This is a genomic window from uncultured Nocardioides sp., assembly GCF_902805925.1.
Taxonomy (GTDB): Bacteria; Actinomycetota; Actinomycetes; order Propionibacteriales; family Nocardioidaceae; genus Nocardioides.
Genome location: NZ_CADCUP010000223.1, coordinates 1 through 3,571, shown reverse-complemented (window position 1 = coordinate 3,571; position 3,571 = coordinate 1). Strand labels below are relative to the sequence as shown.

Genomic DNA, 3,571 nt, shown 5'->3' with positions numbered 1-3,571 from the left:
TCTTGAGAGCCGTGGTCGAGGTCAGGTGCTTGTTCATGCGGGCCACCTCCTTCAGTGCGTCGTGCGCAGGTCGTGCCAGGACCCGGTGCGCGTGGATCGGATGTTGAGGAAACTATCGCCTCACCGCGGTAATGGGCAAACGATTTACTGGGTATTTCCTCGAAATTCGCGAGAGAGCCGCTCACGCAAGCAGGGCGAGCACCTCGGCGCCGTACTTCTCGAGCTTCGTGGGGCCCACGCCGGCGATCTTGAGCAGTCCCGCGTCGGTGCTGGGACGGTGCTCCGCGATCAGCTGGAGGGTCGCGTCGGTGAAGACGACGTACGGCGGCACCTCGTCGTCGCCGGCCCGCTCCCGTCGCCAGGTGCGCAGCGCCTCGAACAGCTCCTCGTCGTAGGAGGCCGGGCAGTCGGCGCAGCGGCCGATCTTCTTCTGGGCGGCGGTGTCGAGGGGCTTGCCGCACTCGCGACAGTGGACGGCTCGCCGGTTGCGGCGTGCTCCGGGCTCGGTGCCCCTGGCCTGCACCGCCCGGGGGTCGCGGAGCACGCCGTCGAGGAAGCGGGAGGGCTTGCGGCTGGCGCGCCCGCCGGGGTTGCGGGCCGCCGACCAGGAGATGGAGAGGTCGCGGCGGGCGCGGGTGATGCCGACGTAGAGCAGCCGGCGCTCCTCCTCCACCTCGGCAGGCGTCTCGGCGTAGACGATCGGGAGCGTCCCCTCCTGCATGCCGCACAGGAAGACGGCGTCCCACTCCAGGCCCTTCGCGGCGTGCAGCGTCGCGAGCGTGACGCCCTCGGCCACCGGGGCGTGCTGCTCGGAGGCACGGCGGTCGAGCTCGTCGACGAAGGCGCCGAGGTCGGAGGCTTCGGTGGTGGCGAGCTCGACGGCCTGGTCGACCAGCGCCTGGAGCGACTCCCAGCGGTCGCGGGTCTGGCCGCGGCTGGTGGGCGCCTCCGGCGACCAGCCCATGCCGCCGAGCGTGGCGCGGACGACGTCGACGAGCGGCTCGTCGGCCGACTGGCCACCGCGCGCCGTGCCGCGGAGCAGCGTGACGGCCTGCCTCACCTCGGGGCGGTCGAAGAAGCGGGCGGCCCCGCGGATGACGTAGGGGATGCCGCGGCCGGCCAGGGCGTCCTCGAACGCCTCCGACTGGGCGTTGATGCGGAAGAGCACGGCGATCTCGGAGGCTGGCGTGCCGGCGGCGCGGAGCTCGGCGATGCGCCCCGCGACGTGCTGCGCCTCGGCCACCTCGTCGGGGCACCCCTGCGCGGTCACGACGGGGCCGGAGGGCCGCTGGGCCACCAGCTGGACGCCCTGGCTGGGTGTGCCCGCCAGCACCTTGTTGGCGAAGCCCACCACCTCGGGCGAGGAGCGGTAGTTGCGCACCAGGTCGATCGAGGCGGCCTCGGGGAAGCGGGAGGAGAACTCGCGCAGGTAGGAGGCCTGGGCGCCGGCGAAGGAGTAGATCGTCTGGGCCGGATCGCCCACGACGCACAGCTCGTCGCGACCGCCGAGCCACAGCTCGAGGAGGGCGTACTGCAGCGGGGAGACGTCCTGGAACTCGTCGACGACGAACCACTTGTACTGCTGGCGGACCTGCGCGGCCACCCGCTCGTCGTCGGCGAGCATGCCGGCGGTGAAGAGGAGGACGTCCTCCATGTCCATCCGTCCCTGGTCGCGCTTGGTCTCCTCGTAGGAGTCGAACACCCCCGCCACGGTCTCCGGCGTGAGGTCGCCGACGGCGCGGCCCCGGGCGGGAGCGATGCGGGGGTAGTCGTCGGGCGAGACGTTGCTGACCTTGGCCCACTCGACCTCCGAGGCCAGGTCGCGCAGCAGCGCCTGGTCGGCGGTCAGCCGACGGCGGCGGGCGGCCGTGGCGAGGAGCCCGAGCTTGGACTCGACCAGGGTGGGGAGCTCGTGGCCGTGGATGCGTGGCCAGAAGAAGCGCAGCTGACGCAGCGCGGCGGAGTGGAACGTGCGGGCCTGCACCCCTGTGGCACCGAGCAGCCGCAGCCGCCCGCGCATCTCGCCTGCGGCGCGGGTGGTGAAGGAGAGCGCCAGCACCTCGGTGGGCGCGTAGACGCCGGTGGCCACGCCGTGGGCGATGCGATGGGTGATCGCGCGGGTCTTGCCGGTGCCCGCCCCGGCCAGCACCCGCACCGGGCCGCGCAGGGTCTCCGCCACCCGACGCTGCTCGGGATCGAGGGCACCGAGCAGGTCGTCGGGGGCGGGCAGGAGGGCGGACAACGCGGGGAACAACTCCTGGCTCGGGGTGGTTGGACCTGGTGCCCACAACCCTAGACGTCCAAGGGGACAGTTCACGATGAGCGAGACCTTCACGATGTACAGCACCCCCTGGTGCGGCTACTGCCACCGGCTCAGGGGCCAGCTCGACCGCGAGGGCATCACCTACGACGTCGTCGACATCGAGCAGGTGCCGGAGGCGGCGGAGATCGTCGAGAAGGTGAACAACGGCAACCAGACCGTCCCCACCCTGGTCTACGCCGACGGCTCCGCGCAGACCAACCCGTCCCTGATGCAGGTGAAGGACAAGCTGGCCTCGCTGGGGTGAGCGGGGGTTGGTCGGTCGGCGTACGGCGCCCGCTACCAGCCCCCGGCGAGCGACTCGCCGACCCAGCTCTCCAGCAGCGATGACGAGATCGACACACCCTGGGGGACCACGACGGCCCCGGACGCGGCGTCGGCGCGCAGCTGGTCGCGGGTGAACCAGCGGGCCTCCTCGATCTCCGCGCCGTCCACGTCGATGACGTCGCTCGTGGCCCGTGCCACGAAGCCGATCATGATGCTCGCCGGCAGCGGCCACGGCTGGTTGCCGAAATAGGTCACCTCGCCGACGGGGGTGCCGACCTCCTCCATCACCTCGCGGCGCACGGCGTCCTCGAAGGTCTCCCCCGGCTCCACGAAGCCGGCCAGCGTCGACCAGCGGCCCGGGGGCCACACCGACTGCCGGCCCAGCAGGATCCTCTCGTCGGCCGATCCGGGCTCACCGAGGGTCACGGCCATGATCACCGCCGGGTCGGTGCGCGGGAACTGCCGCTTGCCGCACGAGGTGCACTGCAGCTCGTGGCCGGCGTGGCGGGACTCCAGCGAGCCGCCGCAGCGCGGGCAGAACCTCGTCGCCTGCAACCACTCCGCCAGCCCGATGGCGTGGAAGAGCCAGGGCGCGTCGTCCTCCCCGCGCTCGCCGAGGTAGGGGAAGAGGCCGCGGAGGGCGACCCAGTCGTCCTTGTCCCCGGGGGCGTCGGCCGGGTCGCAGACCAGGGCGAACCTCGTGACGCCGTCCCGCTCCCCCAGCAGCACCCGGATGCCCTCGGGCGCCTCGACGGGCGACACCCAGGCGACGCCGCCCTCCACGGGGTGGATGCGGGTCCCGGCGACCACCAGCACCCGGGTGGTCGGGTCGCCCCAGCGGGCCTCCAGCCAGGCGCCGTCGGTGCGGTGCAGGCCCTCGCGGTTGTGCGCGTGGGCCGAGAGGGCCAGGTGCGGGAGGCTGCGGCTGCGATCGCCGGCGTCCTGGGTGCTCACGCGGCCACCGTACTTGGGTAGTTTCCACGT

General features: G+C 72.6%; 3 protein-coding genes. 1 reads left to right on the top strand and 2 read right to left on the bottom strand.

Features of this window, described 5'->3' with window-relative positions; translation table 11 throughout:
- Nucleotides 1-181: 181 nt before the first annotated feature.
- Nucleotides 182-2,242: a UvrD-helicase domain-containing protein gene (locus QZX64_RS16170; protein ID WP_295661869.1), complete on the bottom strand. Its 2,061-nt coding sequence runs from the start codon at nucleotides 2,240-2,242 to the stop codon at nucleotides 182-184.
- A 76-nt stretch (nucleotides 2,243-2,318) separates the two neighbouring features.
- Here QZX64_RS16170 and QZX64_RS16165 point away from each other — a divergent pair, with 76 nt between their 5' ends.
- A complete protein-coding gene (locus tag QZX64_RS16165; protein WP_295661866.1) occupies nucleotides 2,319-2,567 on the top strand; it encodes a mycoredoxin in 249 nt (82 codons plus the stop codon).
- A gap of 32 nt (nucleotides 2,568-2,599) precedes the next feature.
- On the opposite strand, the gene nudC is transcribed toward QZX64_RS16165, so the two are convergent.
- Nucleotides 2,600-3,541 (bottom strand): NAD(+) diphosphatase, encoded by a 942-nt coding sequence (gene nudC, locus QZX64_RS16160; RefSeq protein WP_295661864.1) that lies wholly within the window; start codon nucleotides 3,539-3,541, stop codon nucleotides 2,600-2,602.
- Between the last annotated feature and the right edge of the window lie 30 nt (nucleotides 3,542-3,571).

What these genes read in the sequence shown, in the direction of transcription:
- QZX64_RS16165 (WP_295661866.1), top strand. Translation starts at nt 2,319, where the DNA reads ATGAGCGAGACCTTCACGATGTACAGCACCCCCTGGTGCGGCTACTGC.